The sequence below is a fragment of the Streptomyces mayteni genome (assembly GCF_054783955.1).
Genome location: NZ_BAAGPR010000056.1, coordinates 22,047 through 44,249 on the forward strand (window position 1 = coordinate 22,047; position 22,203 = coordinate 44,249).

Genomic DNA, 22,203 nt, shown 5'->3' on the forward strand with positions numbered 1-22,203 from the left:
CCACCCACACCAGGCCCACCGGGGCCCGCGCCGCCGGCACCCGACGACGACATCACCCCACCGTCGCCAGACCCCGAGGCGTCCGGCTCCTGGGCACACTCGCGCGCCGCGTCCCGCCCACCCGCCCCGCGTTCCTCGTGGCTCTCGCCGCCGGCACCTTGCGCACTCACGGCGCCCACGCATCCCGAGCCGCCGCCCGATTCACCGCCGCGTCCAGCGCGACCCCCCGAGCGATCTCCCCCTCAGCCGGGGAATGCCCCTGACTCACGAACCGCCACGACCCCTCGCGCACCAAGCCGCCGCCCTCGTCGTCCAGGCCCTCATCCCGGAACGCGGAACGTGCCCCGCGCAGCTCCCCGAACGTGGTCGAGTACCGACGCGACTTGCTCAGCACATGCCCCCGGAAGCCCAACGTGTGAGCCCACGCCCGCAGCCGCAGCCCCTCGAACTCCGGCAACCCGCCCAGCCGCCAACACGCCAACATCAACGCCCGAACGTGCCCGGTGACCTTCCGCGCCCTGATATCCGCCAGGCCCTTGACCCGGTAGTCCGTCCCCCCGGAATCGCTGACCGCCTTGCCCACGTACTTCGCCACGTACGCAGCCACCGCCGAGTCATCGACGACCGACGCGCCCCCGGCCCGGATGGGGTGGATATCGAGCTGACGCCCCCAACGAACGGTGCGTTCACCCGTCGCGGTCGAGTCCAGAGTCTGAACCCTTATCGCGCCTGCGGCGGTGCGGACGGCCGCCGTAAGAACTGTCTCCGTCGCCCAGGCGGGGGGAGCGTCCCCCGGCCCCCCGGCCCCGTCGAGCCGCAGCACAGCATGCAGGTGCACAGCCCCGCGCCGCTGGTACTCGGCAACCTTCGCGAACGACAGCCGCAACGCCTCGCCCAGTCGAGACCGAGCTACCCCACCGGCCGCCGCCAGCGCCCGCCGCACCGCCCGCATGGTCCGGCTCCAGAGTTCGCCCAGGTGCGCGTGCCACAGCACATGCCCCGCGTAGTCGTAGCACCGACCACACAGCGGCGAGCCCACCTGGCGGGCATCCTCCCCATGACGCCGCCCGCACCCCAACGGCACTCCGTGCTCGCACTCCCCGGACCGCTCCGGGTGGCACACCCCCACCCGATGCACCCGCCCGAAGGACGGAGCCGTGAACGTCACGAACAGCCTCGGGTGACCGGCGACGTCAGCCGGCACCCCCTTACCGCCCGCCAGGCCCGACCGCATGATCTGATACACGTCCCCGGTATGCAGGAACGAGCAGGGCTCACACATCACCTTGCGACGGTTGCCGCACCGCACCGCCAACCGGGCCCCCGGCTCATCCCGGGTATCGAACTCCCGCACCACCGAGCCCGACCTGTCACGAACCGTCGAACGGCCCGACAGGTACACCGGATGCTCACAACCACCCGTACCGCGGATTTGCTGTAGCCAACGCGGAAACCCAGGATCGCCCACCAAACGCAACAGATCGCGCTCCGTGGAGGACAACGTAGAACCAGAACGGCGCCCCGCCGAAGCAGGACGCCGCTCCCAACCATCTCGACACATGGAGGACCCCTCACAGGAGGAAGAAGGAGGTTCACGGCAACTCCTAGTCCGGGGTCGAGACAGGCGGATCACTCCGCCCGGCCGGTTGGCTAGCCGCCCCGTCTCCGAGGCTTAGGCCGCTTCGGCGCCTGGCAGGCACACGCCAGCAGCTGACCATCCCGACCCCGCTCACGTGGTCGGTTACAACGGGTACAGATCGAGGGCGCGTCAGCCATGGCTCACATCTCCATTCCGCCGAGAACCCAGCTGACGAAGCCCGAGACCACGGGCCACAAGTCGGACCGGCCGACGTAGAAGCCGAACAGGAACGCCAGCCCGGCGGACCACCACGGCACCCCGGACCTGATCACAAGGAACGTGGCCAGCCCGAAGGCCAGCACCAAGGGCATGGTCGTCATGACGCACGCTCCGTCCCGCCGCCGATCGACCCCAGCGACGCGATCACCGGGGTCACGTCCCCGTAGCGCTCCGCCGTCCGCTCCGCTTGCTCCGGGGTCACCAGCGCGGACCGAGCCCGCGTCCACCGGCCCGACAGCGCTTGGACCGCGACGCCGCGTTCCGTCTCCGTGATGGACTGAGCAGCCACCACCGCATCAGGCTGGAGATCACCCAACGCCATTTCTGCCGTCTGCGGATCGTTCACCCGATGGCACACCCGGCCGCCGAGCTGGGCACGAAGCGCCGTGACCCCAGGGCCCAGGTCCGAGCCCACGCGCTGACCCGCCACCACGAGATGAAGGCCCAGTGCCCGACCCAGTTGCGCCAGCCGCAGTAGCGCCGACGAACTCTGGCGGAACGCCTCTCGCCCCTCACGCGACCCGTCGTGCAAGTACAGCTCCGCGACTTCGTCCACGATCACGACGATGGGCACCGGCCGCTCATCCTCCGGCAGGTCCCAGACGTTCCGAACCCCCGCCATCCGGCACTGCCGCATGCGATAGATCAGCTCATCCAGCAGCGCGCCCAGCAGTTGCACCGCTTCATCGCGCGACGTGGCCAGCGCCGTCAACCGTGCTTCGAAGAGGCCGAGTTCGAGGCCGCCTTTCAGGTCGATCCCGATCAGCGCGACGCGTTGCGGCGCCAGCTCGGACACGAGAGCGGCCAGCCAGGTGGACTTGCCCGACTGTGTTGCACCGACCACCAGCCAGTGAGGCACCGTCCGGAAGTCGATCAACCACTCGTCGCCGTCCTCCAGCAGGCCGACCGTCGCCGTCAGCAACCGCCCCGAGCCCGACACCGGCCGTACCTCACCGGCCAGCGCGTCACGAGCCGTCGCGACAAGAAGGATCATGCGCGGCCGTGGAGACAACACCCGCACCGAGTGCGCCCGCCACGTGTGCGCGATCCCCTCCGCCGCCTCGACGTACTGAGCCGGAGTCTGACCCGGATGCATCCGCACCCGCACCACAACCCCCGTACGCGTCATCCGAGGCACACCCAACAGCGGAGGCACCGGCCGAATCGACCGCCCCATCACCATCGAGTTAGAGCCGATCACCGTCCACGCCGGACGCCGAACCTCCGACAACGCGAGGTTGTCCGCCATCTGACGCCAGCTCCACCGAACCCGGCACAACATCAACGGCGCACCCACCAGGTACCAGCCCCACGGCCACCGCCACACCCGAGACACCCGCCGACGCACACGACCCCACCACCAGCCAGCCCACGGCCCCAGCGGATCCATCAGCGTCCCCAGCAGCAGCGCCAGCGGCACCAGCCACAACAGCCAGAAGACCCCCATCACCGACCGCCACCCTCGACGTCGGACGAGGCACCCGGCACCCCCGGAGTCACCCGGCCCAGCAGCGCCCGAGCCTCCCACGCGGTGGTTTCACTGTGCTGGATGACCAGCCGGAGCAGGTCAGCCACCATGGCCGGGTCGCTCGACGCCGTCAGCATCGCCTCACCGCCACGCAGCATCGCCAGATGCCGCAGAATCGACCCCATCAGGTAGTCGTTCGACAACCCCGGACGGTTCGACGCCGAGCCCGACGAAATCGCGTCCATCACGCCTCACCCCCCGAACCGCCGGAGGAGTCCGAGGAGTCCTCGTCCACCGAGATCCCCAGGAGCAGCACCTCATCCGCCAGGCCGTCACCGGTCTCGCGCGACGTCTCAACCACTTGGCCAGCCAGCGCCGTACTCGCCGCAGCAGCCAGCGACTTGGCGTGCCCCGCCATCGCGGCCAGGTCCTGAGACATGCGAGACAAGATCAACACCCGCACCATCGGGTCAGGCGGATTCCCCGCCATCATGCACGCCGACGTGTAGACCACATCCAGCCGCCGAAACAGCGCCTCCCAACTCAGCAGGTCCAGGAGCTCCCGCTTCTCATCCATCACCGGTCACCCCCAGCCGACTTACCGCCCCGGCCCGAGGCCGCAGCCGCCGGTGCCTCAGCCGGCGGTGCCACCGGCACCACCGACGCCGCCCGCCACGACGTACCCGTCCGACCCTCCATCTCCCAATCCGTCGCCCACAGGTCCACCAACCGCACCGGCACACCCACAGCCAGCCCCGCCGGCTCAACCGGCAGAACGATCTCCAGAACTTCGGCCCGCCGCTCCTCGCTGTTCCGAACCGCCACCTGCACCTGCCACTGAGGACGGCCGTCACGATCCCGACGCTGCACCCCCTCAGGGGTCGTACGCGGCTCCGGGTCACCCACACACACCGCCAGACCCATCCGCCGTTCATCGATCGGCTTCGTACGCATCCGACATCACCTCTCCGACAACTTGTCCAACAACCTGTCGGAACCAGGGTGCCTCCTGTTGTCCGAGCAAGGCAAGCCATATCCTGTTGGGCAACCAACAGGCCGCGCGACAGGCAATGAGGAGGAACAGGTGTAATGGAGCCCGTTTCCGCAGAACCGAAGTTCCGGATCGTGGCGGATCAGCTAACCGCCGCCATCCTGCGAGGGGACTACAAGGCCGGCGCGTTCCTGCCGACCGAGACCCAACTCGCCGCACAGTTCGCTGTGTCCCGCGACACCATCCGTTCCGCCTTGCAGGAGGTGAGAACGGCTGAACTGATCGAGACCCACCGAGGCCGAGGCAACATCGTCAAGGCCACCACAGCGCCCGACACCGTGATCAGCCGCAGCCTCACCAAGACCACCAAGGGGTTCCACGACGAGGCGTCAACCGTCGAGTTGGAACCCCCAACGATCACCCGGTGCACCCTGAGCGGCGAACCCGCCGACCTCTTGCACGTCCACCCGCGCGACGAGGCACAGGCGTTCAGCATCGATCGCCTCCTGCGGAACGCGACCGGAGTGCGCGTCATGCAACGCGTCATCGTTCCGTTCGACACCGCCGCCGACGCCGACATGGGCGACGAGCCCGCCACGGACCCCGCCGCCATCTACGCCATGCTGGCCCAGGCAGGCCACACGCTGAGTTGGCACGAGCAGGTCACCGCCCGCGCACCGCGACCCGACGAGCGCACGACCCTAGCCGTGCCACCGGACGGAACGCTACTCATCACCCACCGAGTGACCACCGGCAACGCGAAGCCCCTCATTCTCGAAACCCTGAAGATCAACGCGGCCATCGCTCAACTCCGGTTCCAGATCACCGCGACCAGGCCCCGCCGCCCCAAGAGCTAGGTCCAGACTTTCTCTACGTGATCAAGCGCGCGCCTACGGCGCGCGGGCGGCCGCGCCGCCCCGGCGGACGTGCGGACCTCACGGCCGTTCCGCCGGGCGGCCGGCCGCCCGAGGCAGCGGCACCGAGCCAGGCAGCAATCCGAACCGGCCGGCAGCGACCGCCCCGGCCAGGTCGCCAGCCCCCAGCGGCACCCACGCGCCGAGCCCAGGACCAGGCACGACGCGCACACTCGTGGGGCGGGAACTCGACGGCGGCCTGGGCGAAGTTGAAGGGGTCGGCCTCGATGATGGCGCGGAAGTCTGCTGCCCACCCGAGGCCGCCAGCACAGACACAGGCCCGACACCAGGCGCCACCGACCAGGCAGACGCCCCCGCCGCACGCACACACGCGCCCCCCGAGACGCGGCGATCTGACGCCAGAGGCTGACACGGGCACCCGCGCCGCGCGAAGGACGCTACGCGCCACACGTGGTCTGACGATCCCTCACCCACCCCCCGCCCCCGAGTCCGGGCGGTGCCCGTCAGACCACCCCAACTCGGGAGACTCCATGTGCCCCACGTGCAACGGCGCCGTCTACCTCGCCGACGACACCATGTGCCGCGCCTGCGTCTGCGACAGCTGCCACCGATGGGCAGCAGACTTCCGCGCCATCATCGAGGCCGACCCCTTCAACTTCGCCCAGGCCGCCGCCGACTTCCCGCCCCACGAGTGCACCCGTCGCACCTGCTCATGGGCCCAGCTCATGGGCACCGCTGAGGGCTGACGACCCGTCCGGGGCGGCCACCACCAGCCGCCCCGGACCGCCACCAGGCCCAAGGCTCCGGTCCAAACTGCCTCTACTCCATCAAGAGGGAGGAGAGCCCGCTCGTGACCACCGGACCCACCGCGTGGGCAGCCGCGGGACGACACGGTCACTGGACACCTGACGACGACCACGACGAGTCGCCCCGCGGCTCCCCACGCTCCGACCCACGACCCCCACCGAGCCCGAACACGAAAGAAGGCCCCCGCCGAAACGGGGACCTTCAATCGTGGGGGGACAGAAATCTACTCACCGGCACCGGTGCTTCTGTAGCTCCCTTTGAGGGGACTTCCACCCGGAGATTACTTCGTCGATGCGACACCGAGGACAAACCAAAAAGGTGCGTCCACCGCGCCTCACTAAGCTAGGACCTTGCGCCATGAGATTCCCTCCCCTTTCGCTTGTCAACCTAGGATAGACAACCGGAAAGGGAGACTCAACACCCGGAAGTCAGCACCCCCCGAGCGGACCCGGACCGCCGCACGTGGGTCGGCGGTACGTTCACAGCGGCTAGTCCCACTCCACGACGCACCTGGACGGCACCTCGGCACAAGCAGGCGCGAGCCCCGCACCCTGCCTCACCAGGCATCCCAGGCACCGAGCCGCCGCCGCGTCACCCGTCACCTTGACGAGCGGACGCCCATCAGCATCCGTCGCCGGCACCGCTCTGACCTGATCCTCAAACCCCGCATCTGCCAATGCGGAATTCAGCTCACGCGCAACTCTCCTTGCACGACGCCAACCCGTAACGTATGGCGACCCCGCTATATAGACCACCTCACCCCATGAAGCCGGTGAAGAATCGGAACGCACTTGCCACAACCCTTCCAGGAGCCCCCGCACCCCTTAATGACACGGATGTAAGTAACCAGCCAAGCACGACCACTCAGGGCGTGACAACCCATACGCAAACAGCCGTGCCCATGGAAACGAGTTTCACCCGACACCGCAAATCCGCACCGCCCAGAAATGCACGTGCATATGCCGCTGGCCAGCAGGGACGTGACATGCCCCCCTCAGTGACCCGAGGGGGGCATACCTGACACGGCGTCACTTATGTGGGGTTCTTCACCACGTGACCGCTAGTTCGCCACGTAGTCCCGGTGCACGTACCCCCGGAGCCCCCAGTCCAGCCCCGCCGAGGACGTCATGACCCACACGCCCAGCCAGTCCTGTCGGACGTCGCGCCGGTCGAACTCCGTGCGCACCCACACCCGGTCACCCGGGTACAGCAGGCCCAGCACCGGTTGGAACAGCCCCGGGGCGGACCTCAACCGCAGCCCGTTGCCGGTCACCGTCGCGGCGCCCACGAGCGACGGCCGGCTCACCAACTCCGCCTGAGGAGCGGACCCCGCCGCCGCACACGGAGGCATGGCCGAGCACTGCCACTTCGCCAAGTAGTCGGCGAGTCGCTGCCGAAGCGCGTCCGCACGGGATCGCGACTCCTCCGCCGACTCTTCCGAATCGCCGAAGCTGTCACCCGCCTGAACCGTCACAAGAGCCGGAGCCGCACGGGCCCCACGCTGCGACGCGGCATCCGAATCTGCGGCGTTCATGATCAGGATCCCGACCAGCGCCAGCGCCAGCGCACCCAACGCCGACCTCACATTCCACCCGAACACGGGAACTCCCAACTTCCGCTACAGGCGCCCGCGCAGGCCGATCCCGCACGTGTACGACAGCCTGTAGCTATATATTGGGCTCCAACTTGTCGGACAAGCAACCGGATTACCCACCAACGACGAAGGCCCCGACCGAACACCCGGACGGGGCCGCCGAGGGGCCACCTACACCGTCGCCACCCCCACCCACAGGGGAACCACTCCACCCGGCCGAGGCCCCGGCGGTCGGGCAGTCACCGCCAAGGTCGAGGCCGGAGGGGGAGCCTGCGACGGGGCGGGGCAGGTCGAGGTGACCGCCGCCATGAGTGCGGACGGATCCCAGTCCCGCCGCAGCGGCAGCGCGGCCAAGACCCGACTACGCGCCGGAGCATCCGGAACCGGACGGGTAAGCAAGGCCGCAGCGGCAGCTCGAACGGATCGGGTAGACCCCGCCGCCGAGGCCGCAGCGGCGGGCAGTGATGCCGGACGGGTATACACAGCCACGGCAGGCAGCGCCCTACCGCCGACCACCTCTATCCCGTCGCCCGCCGCTTCCAAGGCCGCCCGCCGCTCACGTATCAACCGGCGCTCACGATCAAGGATCCGCGCCCGCTGCACCTCGCGCCGCCGCGTCGCCACCTCCCACAGCCGCCCCAGCCACAGCATCACGGGCAACTCATCCATCAGCGGATGCTGCGTCGGCCGCCGCGACGCCGGCTCATGCGACACGAGGTCACGAAGTCGCTGAACTTCGCGCGCTCTCAGCGCTCGCTCATGCAGCAGCACATGCACCCGCAACAGGGGAGCATCAGCCGTCCACTCGGGCGGGTGCGGCAGACGCGGCGGGTACGGAGGACAGGGCGGAACCAGCAATGGTCGAACAGGCGGGGCAACCTCGCCCGCCTGCCGATGGATATCGCTCCCCGGCAGCACAGCGGCAAGCAGTGACCGCAGATGCGCCCCAAGCCACTTCCCGATAGAGTCGCGCATGGCGACGTATCTCCTCTCTCCTCTAGCGTGGGTGTTGAGTTCACGTCGTTGGGCCCCGGAGGTGTTCGCGCACCACCGGGGCCGCCTTTACGGGCGAGGCAGATTCACTCGCAGCCTTGCCCCTGGTACAGATTCACCGCTTCCTGCCAGTTTCGAAGCGGTTCGTCCCGCTCAAGAAATCGCTCCTTCAGGAATCCGAAGGACACCCCATATCTCCGCGAAAGCTCACTCAAGGAAGCGCCATTCCTGTAAAGCTGGATGACCGCGTTCATGTTCTTGCGTATCCATTCGCGATCGGCCGCGTTCTTCAGTGTTGCGCCCATCTAGGACTTCCTCTCTGTCTCCCGTGCCTTCAGGCGCCGCGTCTACCTGCGCACCATTTCCTGTTACCCATCGCGATAGGACCACCAGCCCGCCGACGAAGCTAGCCAGCGGCACTACGAGCAAGGCGAAAGTCTTCAGCGCTTCGGCCACCAGGCTGCGACCTCCTCATCCGTAACCTCGTCAGGGCACTCGGCGGCATGGGCCCACAGCTCATACAAGCGCCCGTTGAATTCACTTCTGAACTCGCCGAGGGAACGCGTTAGCGTAAAAGCCAGCCATCCGCCGCATAGCGCGCAATCAATCTGCTGCCGCTGACGACCGCTCAGTCGGTCAACATCGATCGATTCAGGGTCGGGGGCACATGCCGAGTCGTTAGCCGACTCCTCCCTCACAGTCGAGGGTCCGAGCTCCGCGAATTCAGCCCTCGCAGTTTTGCCAACAACCGCTCTTCGCCGGTGGCCGGGCGCAGGTCGGACTCCTCTGCCTCCCACTCGCGCCCTCCGAGCAGCGGACGCAGGTAGACACGGTCGTTCTCCTTGGCCATAACCACGCCGACGCGCTCACGCCGGACGTCCATAACCGCAGCCCCCACGACAACGAAGGTTGTCCGATCATCCGATGGGCTGGTGTTCGTGTTTGGCGTACGCTTCGCCATGACTGCCTGCCTTCCCTAGGCAACAGGTGGTCGGCGCCCCCGGGCCGGTCGGACGGTCACGGGGGTGCCCTTGGCTTGACCAGTACGGATTGGTGACCCACCACCATCGCCGGAAGGAACTAGCCAGATAAGCCCTCTGCTGGGGTCCTCTGCTGGGGACGGCTTTGGCGCGTGCCCGTCCCAACGGTGGGGGCGGGCGCCCCCATGATGGGGACGGGAGCCCCCCATCACAGGCACGGGTGCGGCGTCGAAAATGGGGGGTACAACAAGGTGAAGACGATCGACCACCTATGTATCGTGGACTTCGGAACTAGCCAGAGGGGGCATCGTGACGGAAGATCAAGAACCAGCGGCGTTCGCGACTTTGCTGAGCGATGCGCGCATGCGCGACGCCTTACGCAAGCGTGAGTTTTCCACTGCATTCACCCTTGCCCGCAGACACGGCATTAGCTATTACAGCATCGCTGAAAAGTGCGGTCTTAAGCGGGATCGTGTTGGGCATATCGCTTCGGGGAAGTCGGCCGTCTCGTCAATCTCGACAATCGAGCGCATTGCTGATGGTCTAAGGATCCCAGGGGAGATGCTAGGACTGGCGGCACGTCCCTGGGAGGAGGGGACGAATGGACGCTCAGAAGCAGTAGAGGAGCACAACCTTCATGAGGACCCCATGAAACGCCGACTTCTTTTGGCCGGTGCTCTCGCTAGTGGCATCACCGGCATAGCGGCTGATGCCCTAGCTTCAACTCGCCGCGATCTCGACACTGCGCTAAACGACAACGCGACGGCGGAGCTTTCCTATTGGGAAACCACGGCGGAGCGTCACAGCTACGGATATGGTGGACGCGCCCCAGCGGAAATGCTCGCCGAACTCCTGTCGGATTTTTCGGAACTCCAGCCGCTCTTGGCGTCCTCTCAAACGGTCACCTCCCGTCAGCGCCTATGTCATGTCGCCGCACAAATGGCAGCAATGACGGCTATCGTGCTGCATGACTTGGGAGAACATCGGGAAAGTAGCAGGTGGTTCCATACGGCACGTCGCGCGGCAGTGGAGAGCGGCAACAACGGTCTTCACGCATGGGTACTTGGGCGTGAAGCTATGGTTCCGCTCAACTTCGGGGCCCCAGCCGTCTCGGCCGCCATCGCGGAACGCGCGCTCAGCATCACAAAGCGGGAATCGTCGGCAGCAACAGCACTCTCTTGCGCTGTTGTTGCGCGCGCTTACGCCGCGTCTGGCAATCGTGAAGGTGCTCTAGCTGCCGTTGAACGGGCGGAGTTGATAGTCGAAAGACTCTCTCCCGAGCAATGTGCCGATACTTGGTTTGGTTACCCGATGCAGAAGCATCACGTGCATTTGAGTCAGGCCCTAACGTTGTTGGGCGAAACAGATCGCGCGTACGCTCAGCAAGCACGCGCAATTGAGCTTTCGCGCCGCCCAAGTGTCATGACCCGGGCCCTGATCGCCATCGACCAAGCGTCATGTCTGGTGGTGGACGGGGAACCCGACGAAGCCGCTCGTGTCGCCGCAGTCGCCTACCGGGAACTCCCGGCGTCCTACCGCAGTGGACTGACACGTGACAGGGCTTACGCGGTCTACGAGGCCGTTCGGGCAAGCAGGCAGGCTGACGAGCTGCGCGAAGCCCTGGAAGAGACGGACTGAACACGACGGGCCCTGGCCACATCTCGCACAGAGGGGCAGTCGTGGTTTGGGCCGGGGGCGTCGAAGCTTTAGGCAGCCACCATGGGGCGAGACTCTAAGAGCGGGGGGCCAAATCGGGCCTTGCGGGCAGGGGTGGAACCACTGCCCGATCGCCGGCAGCTTACGGCCCCCCGCTCTCTCGCCCCATGGCAGCTCCCGCCCAAAGCTTCGACGCCCCCTAGTGCGTCCGTGCACGTCCATCGTGGTCGAGGTGGGAGGGAACCAGGTCGGGCAGGTGTTGCCACCCACCCAACCGGACCAGCCCCTACGAAGATGTGACCCATCTGACGACGCGGGCTGATCCGACAAGATCGACAAGACAGGACCTGGCGCGGCCGGCGCCCGTCGCACCAGGCGCCGACCGGGTTTCGCGGGGGTCGGGGCGGGAAAGCCTGTTCTCACCCCGACCGTGCTTCCGGCTCAGCCGAAGCGGTCGGCGCGGGTCGAACTGTGACAGGTTTCACCACTCTGGTGTGACCCGCGATTCATGAGCCCTCAGGGCCCCCAGATACGCTCGACGTCGGACTTGCCGCGTGCGTAAGCAGGGCCCATGCCTCGCGCCGCGGCCACGCGGCACGCCCACGTCGACAACGACCGCGAGACGACAGACTGAGGGACGGACGCGCGTGGACCTGTTCGAATATCAGGCGAGGGACCTCTTCGCCAAGCATGACGTGCCGGTGCTGGACGGTGAAGTCATCGACACGCCGGAGGCGGCGCGGGCGGCGGCGGAGCGCCTTGGCGGTCGCGTGGTCGTCAAGGCGCAGGTGAAGACCGGTGGCCGTGGCAAGGCCGGTGGCGTCAAGGTGGCCGCCGACCCCGCGGACGCGGTGGCGAAGGCCGAGGCCATCCTGGGGATGGACATCAAGGGCCACACCGTGCACCGGGTGATGCTGGCGCCCACCGCCGACATCGTGGACGAGTACTACGTCTCCATCCTGCTCGACCGCACCAACCGCACCTTCCTGGCCATGGCCTCCGTCGAGGGCGGCATGGAGATCGAGGAGGTCGCCGCCACCAAGCCGGAGGCGCTGGCCAAGATCCCCGTCGACGCCATCGAGGGCGTCACCCCGGAGAAGGCCGCCGAGATCGTGGCCGCCGGGAACTTCCCGGCCGAGATTGCCGACCAGGTGAGCAACGTGCTGGTGCGGCTGTGGGACGTCTTCATCAAGGAGGACGCCCTGCTGGTCGAGGTCAACCCGCTGGTCAAGACCGGCGACGGCCGGATCGTCGCGCTCGACGGCAAGGTGTCCCTGGACGCCAACGCCGAGTTCCGCCAGCCGGAGCACGCGGCGCTCGAGGACAAGGCCGCCGCCAACCCGCTGGAGTCCGCCGCCAAGGAGCGCGGCCTCAACTACGTCAAGCTCGAGGGCGGCAACGTCGGCATCATCGGCAACGGCGCCGGCCTCGTCATGTCCACCCTGGACGTGGTGGCCTACGCCGGCGAGAAGCACGGCGGCGTCAAGCCGGCCAACTTCCTGGACATCGGCGGCGGCGCCTCGGCCGAGGTGATGGCCAACGGCCTGGAGATCATCCTCGGCGACCCCGAGGTGAAGTCCGTCTTCGTCAACGTCTTCGGCGGCATCACCGCGTGCGACGCGGTCGCCAACGGCATCGTGCAGGCCCTGGCGCTGCTCAAGTCCAAGGGCGAGGACGTCAACAAGCCGCTGGTGGTCCGCCTCGACGGCAACAACGCGGAGCTGGGCCGGAAGATCCTCACCGACGCCGCCCACCCGCTGGTCGAGCAGGTGGACACGATGGACGGCGCCGCCGACCGGGCCGCCGAACTGGCCGCCAAGTAAGCCCAGATCAGCAGACGAGGACAAGAAGAGAAATGGCTATCTTCCTCACCAAGGAAAGCAAGGTCATCGTCCAGGGGATGACCGGCTCCGAGGGCCAGAAGCACACCCGTCGCATGCTGGCCGCGGGCACCAACATCGTCGGCGGCGTGAACCCGCGCAAGGCCGGCCAGACGGTCGACTTCGACGGCACCGAGGTACCGGTGTTCGGCGGCGTCAAGGAGGCCATCGAGGCCACCGGCGCCGACGTCACCGTGATCTTCGTGCCGGAGAAGTTCACCAAGGACGCGGTCATCGAGGCGATCGACGCCGAGATCCCGCTGGCCGTGGTGATCACCGAGGGCATCGCGGTGCACGACTCCGCGGCGTTCTGGGCCCACGCCGGCAACAAGGGCAACAAGACCCGGCTCATCGGCCCCAACTGCCCGGGCCTCATCACCCCCGGCCAGTCCAACGCGGGCATCATCCCGGCCGACATCACCAAGCCGGGCCGCATCGGCCTGGTGTCGAAGTCCGGCACGCTGACGTACCAGATGATGTACGAGCTGCGTGACCTCGGCTTCTCGACCTGCGTCGGCATCGGCGGCGACCCGATCATCGGCACCACCCACATCGACGCGCTCGCCGCGTTCGAGGCGGACGCCGACACCGACCTGATCGTGATGATCGGCGAGATCGGCGGCGACGCGGAGGAGCGGGCCGCGGACTTCATCCGCGAGAACGTCACGAAGCCGGTGGTCGGCTACGTGGCGGGCTTCACCGCGCCCGAGGGCAAGACGATGGGCCACGCCGGCGCGATCGTCTCCGGCTCGTCGGGTACGGCGCAGGCCAAGAAGGAGGCCCTCGAGGCGGCGGGCGTCAAGGTCGGCAAGACGCCGTCGGAGACGGCGCGGCTGGCGAGGGAACTCCTCGCGGGCTGACGCCGCCGCGCGGCCCTGGCGTGCCGGTGGGGCGCCCCGCGCCCCGCGCTCCGCGCGGTGGCCCTGGCGTGGCCGCCGGCCGGTGGGGTGCCCCGCGCTCCGCGCGGGTCTTCCCCCACCTTCCCCCAGCTACCGCTGGGAGGTGCCCCCACGAGCCCTTTTCCGCGCTCCGCGCGGTGGGGCGCGGCCGGCCGTGCCGGCGGCCAAGCGGCTCCGCCGCAGGCGGCGCCCCGCGCTCCGCGCGGGGGTGACGCCACCCCCGCGCGGAGCGCGGAAGAGGTGGGTGGGTGGGGATAGCCACGCGCAGCGTCGGACCCGGGCGGCGGCTCGTGCCTGCGGCGGCGGCCCGCCAGGGCCGCGCGGCGGACGGGCCGCCCCGCGCGGAGCGCGGAAGTGAGGGCGGGTGGGTGGGGGAAAGCCCCGCGCGGCGTCCGGCCCGCGGGGCGGGTGGGTGGGGGAAGGCCTCCCGCCGGTGTGCCGGACCGAGGTCGGGCCGTGTCGTTGGCAGCATGGCCGCCGTGGGACACCTTTCGCTTGGTCAGGTCCGGGTCAAGGTCCGCTGGTTGTTCGACGGGGCGCTGGCCGCCGGGCTCGGGCTCGGCATCGTGGCCGTGCCCGTGCTGCTGTTGTGGACGCTCTCGCCCTATCCCGGGATCGGCCCCGGCGCCGCCACGCGGACGGCCACCGACCTGTGGCTGCTGGCGCACGGCGTGGAGCTGCTGCGGGTGGACACCGTCAGCGGCGTGCCGGCGCCCGTCGGGTTGACGCCGTTGGCGTTGGCCGCGCTGCCGGCCACGCTGCTCTACCGGGCCGCCCGGGGCAACGGCGTGTGGGGGGCGGTGGCGATGACCTTCGGGTATCTGGTGGTCGCCGCGGGCGTCATCGCGTCCAGTGCCGTGCCGCTCCAGGCGGCCGTGCGGCTGCCGCTGTTCGCCGCCGGCGTCACGCTGCTGGCGGCGTTCGCCGCCGGTGACGGGCGGGTGCGGGCGGCGGCCAGGGCCGCGCTCGCCGGGACCGTGGCCTGCTGTGGGGCCGGTGCGCTGCTGGCCGCCGGGGCGTTGCTGAGCCACGCCGGGGTCGCCCAGGAGGTGTTCGCCGCGTTGACCAACGACTGGGCCGGCCGGGTCGGGGTGCTGCTGCTGGCCAGCACGCTGGCCCCGAACGTGGCGGTGTGGGCGGCGTCCTACGGCCTCGGGCCCGGGTTCACGCTGGGCGCGGGGAGCCTGGTCGGCCCGCTCGCGGTGCGCGGCGAGCCCGCGCTGCCGGAGTTCCCGCTGCTGGCCATGGTGCCGTCGGCGCCGCACGCCGAGCCCTGGATGTGGGCGGTCACCGCCTCGGTGCCGGCGGCCCTGGTGCTCGTGGTGGCGTGGTTCGTGGCGCACTCGGCCGCGCCGGTGGTCGGCTCGCGGCCGCTGGCCGACGGCTGGTTGGCCACGGCCGGTACCGCGCTGCTGGCCGCCGCCGGCGCCGGGGCGGCCATGGGTGGGCTGGCGGCGTTCGCCGGCGGGCCGCTCGGCACTGCCGCGCTTGCCGAGTTCGGCCCCGACCGCTGGCTGGTCGCGCTGGCCGCCGCGGCCTGGACGGCCGGCCTCGCCACTCCGCTCGCGCTGGTGATGCGCGCCTGGCGGCTGCGCGCCGCGAAGCGGCCCCTTGAGGAGCGGCTGTTGGAGGAGATCCGGCTCAGTCCGGCTCGCCGAAGTAGGGGCGGAGTTCGCTGGGCAACAGGGTTTCGCAGGACTGGCGGGATGGGCTGGTCAGAGCGTCGTTGACGCAGTCGAAGTAGTCCTTGTACACGAGTTGGAGCGTGTACGAGGCGCCGACGAGCAGCAGCGCGACGCCGGCCAGCACCACGCCGGAGATCGCAGACGCGCGCCCGGGGGACGAGGTGCCCGCCCTGGCCGGCGCGGCGCCGCCCTGGGCGGGGCCCGAGGGGCCCGAGGGGCCCGAGGGGCCCGAGGGGCCCGGCGTCGGGGCGGGGGGGCCGCCCTGGAGGGCGGCGACCCGGCGGTCCCTGGCCTCCGGGCTCTGCTTGGGGCCGCCGCGCAGCGAGCTGATGCCCCAGTAGAGGGCGAGCGAGCCGAGGAGCAGCGCCAGCCACTCCCAGCCGAGGGCGGCCGTGAGCACGCCCCACATGCCGGCCAGCATCGCGTAGCGCGCGTGTCGTTGGGCCGGGTCGGACGGGTCCCAGCGCCCGGGCCCCGCCGGGCCGCCGCCCGAGCCACCGTCCTGGCCGCCGGACGGCTCGCCCCAGCGGCCGCTGCCACGGCGCGGCTGCCGGCTGCTCCACTGGCTGCCCCAGCGCGGTCGTGGCTCGTCCTGCCGGCCGTTCGTCTCGCGGTCCTCGCCACGGTCCTCGTCGCCCCGCCGGCCGCCGTCCTGTCCTTCGCCGTCCAGGTGACGCGGCTGCCACGGACGGTCTGGCGCTCCCTCGGGCGGCGGGGCGAAGGGGTTGTGCTCCTCGCCCGGCCCCTCAGGGCGGTCGGAGGCACGGCGTCGGTCCGTCATCGTGGTAGTCGAGTCTCCCTGGTAGTTGCGTTCCCTCGACCGTACCTGGAGCGCACCGCCCCACGGGACGGGGGGAGCGAGGCGTGCCGGTATCGTTGCCGGGTACTTCCCGCGCCCGCCGTGCCGGTGTGCGGGGCCCGCCGCGGAGATCTCCCAGAGATGCCGCAGAGATGCCGCAGAGACGAAGAGAGAGTTAGTTTCGCCGTGCCTCTTCCCGCTGAGCCGGCGGCGCCGGCGCGCGTCGTCGTTCTGGTATCCGGTTCCGGCACCAACCTCCAGGCCCTGCTCGACGCGGTGGCCGACCGCGGCCCCGGGTACGGCGCCGCGGTGGTGGCCGTCGGGGCGGACCGCGGCGACATCGAGGGCCTGCGGCGTGCCGAGCGCGCCGGGCTGCCGACGTTCGTCTGCCGGCTGCGTGACCACGCCACCCGCGCGGAGTGGGATCGGGCGCTGGCCGCTGCGGTGGCCGAGCACCGTCCTGACCTGGTGGTCTCGGCGGGCTTCATGAAGATCGTCGGCGCCGAGTTCCTGGCCCGCTTCGCGGGGCGGGTCGTCAACACCCACCCGGCGCTGCTGCCCAGCTTCCCCGGCGCGCACGCGGTGCGGGAAGCGCTCGACCACGGCGTGCGGGTCACCGGCTGCACGGTGCACTTCGTCGACGCCGGCGTGGACAGCGGGCCGATCATCGCGCAGCGGGCCGTGTCCGTCGAGGACGCGGACGACGAGGCCGCGCTGCACGAGCGCATCAAGGACGTCGAGCGGGAGCTGCTCGTCGAGGTCGTGGGGCGGCTCGCCCGGGACGGCTACAGCATCGAGGGACGGAAGGTGTTTATCCCATGACCGGCGCAGGAAACGATGAGTCGCGGCGCCCGGTGCGTCGGGCGCTGATCAGCGTCTACGACAAGACCGGCCTCGCCGAGCTGGCCGCCGGGCTGCACGCGGCCGGGGTGACGCTGGTCTCCACCGGCTCCACGGCGAAGACCATCGCGGCGGCCGGGGTGCCGGTCACCGAGGTGGCGGACGTCACGGGCTTCCCCGAGGTGCTCGACGGCCGGGTGAAGACGCTGCACCCCCGGGTGCACGCCGGGATCCTGGCCGACCAGCGTCTCGAGGCGCACCGCGCGCAGCTGGCGGAGCTCGACATCGAGGCGTTCGAGCTCGTGGTGGTGAACCTCTACCCGTTCCGGAAGACCGTGGAGTCGGGCGCCTCCGTCGACGAGTGCGTGGAGCAGATCGACATCGGCGGGCCCTCGATGGTGCGCGCCGCGGCCAAGAATCACCCGTCCGTGGCGGTGGTCGTCGATCCGGCGCGCTACCCCGAGGTGTTGGCGGCGGTCGAGGCCGGCGGCTTCGACCTCGCCAAGCGGCGGCGGCTCGCGGCCCGGGCGTTCCAGCACACCGCCGAGTACGACGCGGCGGTCGCCGGCTGGTTCGCGCGGCTCGACGCCCCCGAGGGCGAGCCGTTCCCCGAGAACGCGAACCTCACCTTCACCCGGCAGCGGGTGCTGCGGTACGGCGAGAACCCGCACCAGGCCGCCGCGCTCTACGCGGACGGCGGCGGCTCAGGGCTGGCCGCGGCCGAGCAGCTGCACGGCAAGGAGATGTCGTACAACAACTACGTCGACACCGACGCCGCGCGGCGGGCCGCCTACGACCACGAGGCGCCGTGCGCGGCGATCATCAAGCACTCCAACCCCTGTGGCATCGCGGTCGGTTCCGACGTGGCCGAGGCGCACCGGAAGGCACACGCCTGTGACCCGCTGTCCGCCTACGGCGGCGTGATCGCGGTCAACCGGCCGGTGTCGGTGGCGATGGCCGAGCAGGTGGCGGAGATCTTCACCGAGGTCATCGTCGCCCCCGGCTACGAGGACGGCGCGGTCGAGGTGCTGGCCAGGAAGAAGAACATCCGGGTGCTGCGCTGCCCGGAGGCGCCGGCCGCCGAGATCGAGTACCGGCCGGTGGACGGCGGCACGCTGGCGCAGGTCACCGACCGGCTGCAGGCCGAGGGCGACGAGCCGGCCGGCTGGCGGCTGGCCACCGGCGAGCCGCTGGCGGCCGCCGAGCTGGCGGAGCTGGTCTTCGCCTGGCGGGCCTGCCGGGCGGTGAAGTCCAACGCGATCCTGCTGGCCAGCGACGGCGCCACGGTCGGCGTCGGGATGGGCCAGGTCAACCGGGTGGACTCGGCCAGGCTCGCGGTGCGGCGGGCCGGCGCGGAGCGGGCGGCCGGCTCCTACGCGGCGTCCGACGCGTTCTTCCCGTTCCCCGACGGCCTCGAGGTGCTGACCGAGGCCGGCGTCCGGGCGGTCGTCCAGCCGGGCGGCTCGGTCCGCGACGAGCAGGTCATCGAGGCGGCGAAGGCCGCCGGCATCACCATGTACCTCACGGGGACCCGCCACTTCTTCCACTAGGCACCGCGGCGCCCCTTCGGGGCGCCACCGCCCCCGCCACGGCGGGGGCGGGGGCCTTCTCCGCCTCGCCCAGCGCGGCGCTACGGCTGTGGACGGTGGAGGAGGTTGACGATGATCTCGTGCAGCACCTCGTGGTCGCGCGGGTCGTGGAGGCGGTAGGGGCCGCCGTCGATGGTGTACCACTCGGCGGCCCCCGCGTAGCGGACGCGCAGTGTCAGCGTGCCGTCGTCACCGGCGGCCGTGTGGAGTTCGAGCTCCCCGGTGATCACGCCGACTTCCCTGGTCATCACCCCGCCGCGAGGCGCGGTGAAGACGGAGTACCTGTCGCTCATGCCTCCACTTCATACCGCCTGGTTCAGCAGGAGTTGAGCATCTCGCCCAGCGCGTCGAACTCGTCCTGTCCGAGCGTCAGCTCGTAGACGTGCTTCACGTGGATCCACATCTCCGCGTAGACGCAGTGGAATCCGGCGGCCGGCGGCTGCCAGTCGGCCGGGTCCTGGTCGCCCTTGGAGCGGTTGGACGCGGCGCTGACCGCGATCAGTTGGGACGTGGTGAGGTCGTTGGCGAACTGTCGGCGGAGGTCCCTCGTCCACTCGTCGGCCCCGGAGCGCCAGGCCTCGGCCAGCGGCACCACGTGGTCGATGTCCAGCTGGGACGGCTTGGTCCAGGTGGTGTCGTCGTAGGGGCTGTACCAGTCGCCGGCGACCGGGGTGCAGGTGCCGGGCGTCACCTCGACGTTCTCGCCGTCGCGGATCAGCACGGTCTGCCTGGTGGTACAGCCGTTCACGGTGATCCAGTGCGGGAACTCGGCGCGCGAGTAGCCCGCCATCGAGTGGTCGGGGGCCACGGTGAGGGTGGCGAGTTCGGCGCGGGCCTGGGCTTCGTCGGGGATGTCGGGCGGGAGGGCCCCGGCCGGTCCCGCGGTGGCCAGCGCGAGCAGCAGCGCGGCGACGAGCGCCGCCAGCAGTGCGGTCAACCGGCGGGTGCGTGAGGTGAGTTGAGGGTGGTGCATCAGGAACCTCCGGTGAGAGGTGGAGAGTTGCCTGATGACCGATCTACCCGACTTGTGTCGTGCTCATGATCGCAAACGGTCGCCGGCCGAAGCGCCCCGGGCACGCGAACGCCCCCGTCGCACACCGGAGTCGACCGGCGTACGACGGGGGCGGGTGACGGCCGTCGACTCGCGGGGAGTCAGACGGCCAGTGCGACCTGGGTGTTCTGCGGCGGGCTGCCGTAGTGCCTGGTGACCTTGTTCAGCTCCAGTTGGCAGTACAGCGCGTAGAACCCGACGAGGCCGATCAGCAGCCCGACGACCGGGTTCGCGGTCGGCGGCAGGCCGGCCACTCGCTGGGTCTCGGCGATCCGCTTGACCGTGTTCCAGATCGACAGGATCGGCGGCACGATCAGGATCGCGCCGAGGGTGACGGCCAGCAGCGTGGTGCCCGGGCTCTGGGGACGGCGCCGGTCGAACGCCGCCATCTCCTTATTGATCTTGTAGTACCAGACCAACGCGTAGATGCCGAGGGTCACCAGCGGCAGCAGGATCACCGCCACGAGGTTCCGCTCCTTGAGCATGAACCCGACCCCGGCCTGGCCTCCCGGCGCGATCGGCTGGCCGGGCGCCGGCGCGTAAGCGCCGGCCTGCGCGGGCGGGTAGCCGTAGCCGCCGGGCTGCTGCTGGGGCACGACCGCCCCTTGCTGCGGGTACGCCCCTGGCTGCTGGCCCCCGGGGGGCGCCTGGTAGTTGCTCACGACTGCGAGACTCCTGTGCGAACGAGGATGAATGAGAACCAGGGGTTGGCCGACGGACTCCCCGAAGCGCGTTCGCTGTCGCCCCCGAAATTCCGCCGACGCGTCATTCGACCGCCGCCGGCGCGACCCCGTCCACCCGGACCGGGTCTCTGTGGCCAAGCTGAGACACTGCGGCGGCCCGTCTCCCCGGTACCGGATTCGATTCCGGGGCCGGCCATCCGGGAGAATGGGCCCCATGAGCGCCCAGATTCTCGATGGCAGGGCGGCCGCGGCCGCGATCAAGTCAGACCTCACGGCGCGGGTCGCCGTCCTCGCGGAGCGCGGCGTCACCCCGGGCCTCGGCACCCTGCTCGTCGGCGACGACGTCGGCAGCCAGAAGTACGTCGCCGGCAAGCACCGCGACTGCGCCGCCGTCGGGATCGCCTCCATCCAGCGCGAACTGCCGGCCACCGCCAGCCAGGCGGAGATCGAGGCCGTCGTCCACGAGCTGAACGCCGACCCGGCCTGCACCGGCTACATCGTGCAGCTGCCGCTGCCGCGCGGCATCGACGCCAACCGGGTGCTGGAGCTCATCGACCCCGCCAAGGACGCCGACGGCCTGCACCCCACCAACCTCGGCCGGCTCGTGCTCGGCCAGCCGGCCCCGCTGCCCTGCACCCCGAACGGCGTGGTCACGCTGCTCCGCAGGAACGGCGTGGAGATCGCCGGCGCCCACGTGGTGGTGGTCGGCCGCGGCGTCACCATCGGCCGCTCCATCCCGCTGCTGCTCACCCGCCGCAGCGAGAACGCCACGGTCACCCAGGTGCACACCGGCACCCGCGACCTCGCCGGCCACCTCAGGCAGGCCGACATCATCGTGGCCGCCGCCGGCGTGCCCCACCTGGTGAAGCCCGAGGACGTCAAGCCGGGCGCCGCCGTCCTCGACGTCGGCGTCAGCCGGGACGAGCACGGCAAGGTCGTCGGCGACGTGCACCCGGGCGTGGCCGAGGTCGCCGGCTGGCTCTCCCCGAACCCGGGCGGCGTCGGCCCGATGACCAGGGCGATGCTCCTGCAGAACGTGGTGGAGGCCGCCGAGCGCGCCACCGCCGTGGTGGGCGGGTGACGGCCGTGGGCGGCGCGGGACAGGGACAGGGACAGGCGCGGGGACAGCTCGCCGGCTGGTTCGGCCGCTGGCGGGTGCCGGAGAAGTACCGCACGCGCGACACCGCCCGCCCCGAGGGCGGCCAGCGCACCGCGCCGGGCAGCGCCCCGGCGCCGATACGGCAGTGGCCGCTGCTCGCCGTGCTCGGCGGCACGCTGCTCGGGCTGCTCGTGACCCTCGGCGACTTCCGGATCGGGCTGCTGATCGTCGGCTGCTCGCTGCTCGGCGGCGCCGCGATGCGGGGCTGGCTGCCGGCCGTCGGGATGCTCGCGGTGCGCTCCCGGTTCACCGACGTGCTCACCTACGGCGTGGTCGGCGCGCTGATCACCCTGCTGACGCTGATGGCCGAGCCCGAGCCGTGGCTCGTGGTGCCGTTCCTCAGCGACGTGCTGCGCTTCTCCGCCGGCTGAGGGGTTCCGCCGGCTGACCCGCCGG

At 70.3% G+C, this 22,203-nt stretch carries 22 protein-coding genes; 10 read left to right on the forward strand and 12 right to left on the reverse strand.

Annotated features, from left to right (window positions below):
* Positions 1-166 precede the first annotated feature (166 nt).
* The 5 genes from ACYVPE_RS23220 to ACYVPE_RS23240 form a co-directional block, all read right to left on the reverse strand.
* Entirely contained in the window at positions 167-1,501 is a 1,335-nt protein-coding gene (locus tag ACYVPE_RS23220) for a replication initiator (protein WP_461035620.1), read from the reverse strand.
* Positions 1,502-1,779: 278 nt separating this feature from the next.
* Entirely contained in the window at positions 1,780-1,959 is a 180-nt protein-coding gene (locus tag ACYVPE_RS23225; protein ID WP_461035621.1) for a hypothetical protein, read from the reverse strand.
* Positions 1,956-3,305 carry an FtsK/SpoIIIE domain-containing protein gene (locus ACYVPE_RS23230; protein WP_461035647.1) on the reverse strand — a complete coding sequence of 450 codons (1,350 nt, stop codon included), beginning with the start codon at positions 3,303-3,305 and terminating at the stop codon, positions 1,956-1,958. Before ACYVPE_RS23230 ends, ACYVPE_RS23225 begins: the two co-directional genes overlap by 4 nt.
* Positions 3,305-3,571 carry a hypothetical protein gene (locus ACYVPE_RS23235; protein WP_461035622.1) on the reverse strand — a complete coding sequence of 89 codons (267 nt, stop codon included), beginning with the start codon at positions 3,569-3,571 and terminating at the stop codon, positions 3,305-3,307. Before ACYVPE_RS23235 ends, ACYVPE_RS23230 begins: the two co-directional genes overlap by 1 nt.
* Positions 3,571-3,903, reverse strand: a complete 333-nt coding sequence (locus ACYVPE_RS23240; protein WP_461035623.1) for a hypothetical protein — start codon at positions 3,901-3,903, stop codon at positions 3,571-3,573. The genes ACYVPE_RS23235 and ACYVPE_RS23240 overlap by 1 nt, the downstream gene beginning before the upstream one ends.
* Before the next feature lie 512 nt (positions 3,904-4,415).
* Here ACYVPE_RS23240 and ACYVPE_RS23245 point away from each other — a divergent pair.
* On the forward strand, positions 4,416-5,174 hold the full coding sequence (locus tag ACYVPE_RS23245) for a GntR family transcriptional regulator (protein ID WP_461035624.1): 759 nt from the start codon (positions 4,416-4,418) through the stop codon (positions 5,172-5,174).
* A gap of 548 nt (positions 5,175-5,722) precedes the next feature.
* Positions 5,723-5,938 carry a hypothetical protein gene (locus ACYVPE_RS23250; protein WP_461035625.1) on the forward strand — a complete coding sequence of 72 codons (216 nt, stop codon included), beginning with the start codon at positions 5,723-5,725 and terminating at the stop codon, positions 5,936-5,938.
* Between the two features lie 1,121 nt (positions 5,939-7,059).
* Here the strand turns inward: ACYVPE_RS23250 and ACYVPE_RS23255 are convergent.
* The 3 genes from ACYVPE_RS23255 to ACYVPE_RS23265 all read right to left on the reverse strand — a co-directional run bounded on the left by ACYVPE_RS23255 (position 7,060) and on the right by ACYVPE_RS23265 (position 9,547).
* A complete protein-coding gene (locus tag ACYVPE_RS23255) occupies positions 7,060-7,305 on the reverse strand; it encodes an SH3 domain-containing protein (RefSeq protein ID WP_461035626.1) in 246 nt (81 codons plus the stop codon).
* A gap of 1,367 nt (positions 7,306-8,672) precedes the next feature.
* Positions 8,673-8,891 (reverse strand): hypothetical protein, encoded by a 219-nt coding sequence (locus tag ACYVPE_RS23260; RefSeq protein ID WP_461035627.1) that lies wholly within the window; start codon positions 8,889-8,891, stop codon positions 8,673-8,675.
* Positions 8,892-9,280: 389 nt separating this feature from the next.
* Positions 9,281-9,547 (reverse strand): hypothetical protein, encoded by a 267-nt coding sequence (locus tag ACYVPE_RS23265; protein ID WP_461035628.1) that lies wholly within the window; start codon positions 9,545-9,547, stop codon positions 9,281-9,283.
* A gap of 328 nt (positions 9,548-9,875) precedes the next feature.
* On the opposite strand from ACYVPE_RS23265, the gene ACYVPE_RS23270 reads away from it, so the two are divergent.
* The 4 genes from ACYVPE_RS23270 (at position 9,876) to ACYVPE_RS23285 (ending at position 15,731) form a co-directional block, all read left to right on the forward strand.
* Positions 9,876-11,204 carry a helix-turn-helix domain-containing protein gene (locus ACYVPE_RS23270; protein WP_461035629.1) on the forward strand — a complete coding sequence of 443 codons (1,329 nt, stop codon included), beginning with the start codon at positions 9,876-9,878 and terminating at the stop codon, positions 11,202-11,204.
* A 665-nt stretch (positions 11,205-11,869) separates the two neighbouring features.
* Entirely contained in the window at positions 11,870-13,045 is a 1,176-nt protein-coding gene (gene sucC, locus ACYVPE_RS23275; protein ID WP_461035630.1) for an ADP-forming succinate--CoA ligase subunit beta, read from the forward strand.
* A 32-nt stretch (positions 13,046-13,077) separates the two neighbouring features.
* The gene (gene sucD / locus ACYVPE_RS23280; protein ID WP_461035631.1) at positions 13,078-13,962 is read left to right on the forward strand and encodes a succinate--CoA ligase subunit alpha; all 885 of its coding nucleotides are present in this window, start codon (positions 13,078-13,080) and stop codon (positions 13,960-13,962) included.
* A 518-nt stretch (positions 13,963-14,480) separates the two neighbouring features.
* Positions 14,481-15,731 (forward strand): cell division protein PerM, encoded by a 1,251-nt coding sequence (locus ACYVPE_RS23285; RefSeq protein WP_461035632.1) that lies wholly within the window; start codon positions 14,481-14,483, stop codon positions 15,729-15,731.
* On the opposite strand, the gene ACYVPE_RS23290 is transcribed toward ACYVPE_RS23285, so the two are convergent.
* Entirely contained in the window at positions 15,643-16,467 is an 825-nt protein-coding gene (locus tag ACYVPE_RS23290) for a hypothetical protein (protein ID WP_461035633.1), read from the reverse strand. The two genes, ACYVPE_RS23285 and ACYVPE_RS23290, sit on opposite strands and share 89 nt — an antisense overlap.
* A gap of 159 nt (positions 16,468-16,626) precedes the next feature.
* Here ACYVPE_RS23290 and purN point away from each other — a divergent pair, with 159 nt between their 5' ends.
* Together purN and purH are read left to right on the forward strand one after the other, a co-directional pair.
* Positions 16,627-17,307 (forward strand): phosphoribosylglycinamide formyltransferase, encoded by a 681-nt coding sequence (gene purN / locus ACYVPE_RS23295; protein WP_461035634.1) that lies wholly within the window; start codon positions 16,627-16,629, stop codon positions 17,305-17,307.
* The gene (gene purH / locus ACYVPE_RS23300) at positions 17,304-18,875 is read left to right on the forward strand and encodes a bifunctional phosphoribosylaminoimidazolecarboxamide formyltransferase/IMP cyclohydrolase (protein WP_461035635.1); all 1,572 of its coding nucleotides are present in this window, start codon (positions 17,304-17,306) and stop codon (positions 18,873-18,875) included. Before purN ends, purH begins: the two co-directional genes overlap by 4 nt.
* A gap of 80 nt (positions 18,876-18,955) precedes the next feature.
* Here the strand turns inward: purH and ACYVPE_RS23305 are convergent, their stop codons facing one another.
* From ACYVPE_RS23305 to ACYVPE_RS23315, 3 genes are all read right to left on the reverse strand, one after another.
* Complete coding sequence (locus ACYVPE_RS23305) at positions 18,956-19,207, reverse strand: hypothetical protein (protein WP_461035636.1); 252 nt, start codon at positions 19,205-19,207, stop codon at positions 18,956-18,958.
* Between the two features lie 23 nt (positions 19,208-19,230).
* Positions 19,231-19,887, reverse strand: coding sequence for an HNH endonuclease family protein (locus ACYVPE_RS23310; RefSeq protein ID WP_461035637.1), 657 nt, complete (start codon positions 19,885-19,887; stop codon positions 19,231-19,233).
* Positions 19,888-20,066: 179 nt separating this feature from the next.
* Positions 20,067-20,627, reverse strand: a complete 561-nt coding sequence (locus tag ACYVPE_RS23315; RefSeq protein ID WP_461035638.1) for a DUF4234 domain-containing protein — start codon at positions 20,625-20,627, stop codon at positions 20,067-20,069.
* A 235-nt stretch (positions 20,628-20,862) separates the two neighbouring features.
* Between ACYVPE_RS23315 and ACYVPE_RS23320 the strand changes: the two genes are divergently transcribed.
* Complete coding sequence (locus ACYVPE_RS23320) at positions 20,863-21,729, forward strand: bifunctional methylenetetrahydrofolate dehydrogenase/methenyltetrahydrofolate cyclohydrolase (RefSeq protein ID WP_461035639.1); 867 nt, start codon at positions 20,863-20,865, stop codon at positions 21,727-21,729.
* Positions 21,726-22,178, forward strand: a complete 453-nt coding sequence (locus tag ACYVPE_RS23325; RefSeq protein ID WP_461035640.1) for a DUF3017 domain-containing protein — start codon at positions 21,726-21,728, stop codon at positions 22,176-22,178. Before ACYVPE_RS23320 ends, ACYVPE_RS23325 begins: the two co-directional genes overlap by 4 nt.
* Positions 22,179-22,203 lie beyond the last annotated feature (25 nt).

Coding starts and splice junctions, on each gene's coding strand:
- ACYVPE_RS23225 (WP_461035621.1), bottom strand. CDS start 1,959: ATGACGACCATGCCCTTGGTGCTGGCCTTCGGGCTGGCCACGTTCCTT.
- ACYVPE_RS23230 (WP_461035647.1), bottom strand. CDS start 3,305: ATGGGGGTCTTCTGGCTGTTGTGGCTGGTGCCGCTGGCGCTGCTGCTG.
- ACYVPE_RS23235 (WP_461035622.1), bottom strand. CDS start 3,571: ATGGACGCGATTTCGTCGGGCTCGGCGTCGAACCGTCCGGGGTTGTCG.
- ACYVPE_RS23240 (WP_461035623.1), bottom strand. CDS start 3,903: ATGGATGAGAAGCGGGAGCTCCTGGACCTGCTGAGTTGGGAGGCGCTG.
- ACYVPE_RS23245 (WP_461035624.1), top strand. CDS start 4,416: ATGGAGCCCGTTTCCGCAGAACCGAAGTTCCGGATCGTGGCGGATCAG.
- ACYVPE_RS23250 (WP_461035625.1), top strand. CDS start 5,723: ATGTGCCCCACGTGCAACGGCGCCGTCTACCTCGCCGACGACACCATG.
- ACYVPE_RS23260 (WP_461035627.1), bottom strand. CDS start 8,891: ATGGGCGCAACACTGAAGAACGCGGCCGATCGCGAATGGATACGCAAG.
- ACYVPE_RS23265 (WP_461035628.1), bottom strand. CDS start 9,547: ATGGCGAAGCGTACGCCAAACACGAACACCAGCCCATCGGATGATCGG.
- sucD (WP_461035631.1), top strand. CDS start 13,078: ATGGCTATCTTCCTCACCAAGGAAAGCAAGGTCATCGTCCAGGGGATG.
- ACYVPE_RS23290 (WP_461035633.1), bottom strand. CDS start 16,467: ATGACGGACCGACGCCGTGCCTCCGACCGCCCTGAGGGGCCGGGCGAG.
- purN (WP_461035634.1), top strand. CDS start 16,627: ATGCCGCAGAGATGCCGCAGAGACGAAGAGAGAGTTAGTTTCGCCGTG.
- purH (WP_461035635.1), top strand. CDS start 17,304: ATGACCGGCGCAGGAAACGATGAGTCGCGGCGCCCGGTGCGTCGGGCG.
- ACYVPE_RS23305 (WP_461035636.1), bottom strand. CDS start 19,207: ATGAGCGACAGGTACTCCGTCTTCACCGCGCCTCGCGGCGGGGTGATG.
- ACYVPE_RS23310 (WP_461035637.1), bottom strand. CDS start 19,887: ATGCACCACCCTCAACTCACCTCACGCACCCGCCGGTTGACCGCACTG.
- ACYVPE_RS23320 (WP_461035639.1), top strand. CDS start 20,863: ATGAGCGCCCAGATTCTCGATGGCAGGGCGGCCGCGGCCGCGATCAAG.